This window comes from Corallococcus praedator (assembly GCF_003612125.1).
Classification (GTDB): domain Bacteria; phylum Myxococcota; class Myxococcia; order Myxococcales; family Myxococcaceae; genus Corallococcus; species Corallococcus praedator.
Genome location: NZ_RAWI01001081.1, coordinates 1 through 437, shown reverse-complemented (window position 1 = coordinate 437; position 437 = coordinate 1). Strand labels below are relative to the sequence as shown.

The 437-nt window shown below is 72.1% G+C and carries 1 protein-coding gene; it reads left to right on the top strand.

What is annotated here, in order from left to right; all coding sequences use genetic code 11:
- Positions 1-437 (top strand): hypothetical protein (locus D7Y13_RS46460; RefSeq protein ID WP_158626236.1); only part of this gene is annotated, 437 nt, incomplete at both ends.

Below are 437 nucleotides of genomic sequence, written 5' to 3'. Positions count from 1 at the left end.
GTGGAATGGTCGACCGCCGAGCTGGGTCTCGGGTCGGCGTACGAGCTCATCCCCGATTTCGACGCCGCGGCGGTCGCTTATCGCGCGGTCCTGACGAGCGCCACACCGCATGACAATGCGGGGCTGACGGCGAGGATCGGGCTGGCGCGCGTGCTGACCTTCAGCGATCCGGTCGCGGCGCGCGGGTTCGCCGACGCGGCGATCGCGGTCGTCGACGCGATGCAGGTCAGCGCGCCGCTGCGCGGCCAATATGCCCAGCTGCTGGCGCTGCGCGGGCGCATCGACCTGAACGACGGCAAGGCGGCGGCGGCGCGCGTCTGGTTCGACAAGGCGCTGACCCATGGCCGCAGCCTCGACAACTCCAAGGTGTCGCTCGCCGACGTGCGCATCCGCGGCGACCTCGCGCTCGCCGCCTTCCGCACCGGCGACCTCGAGAC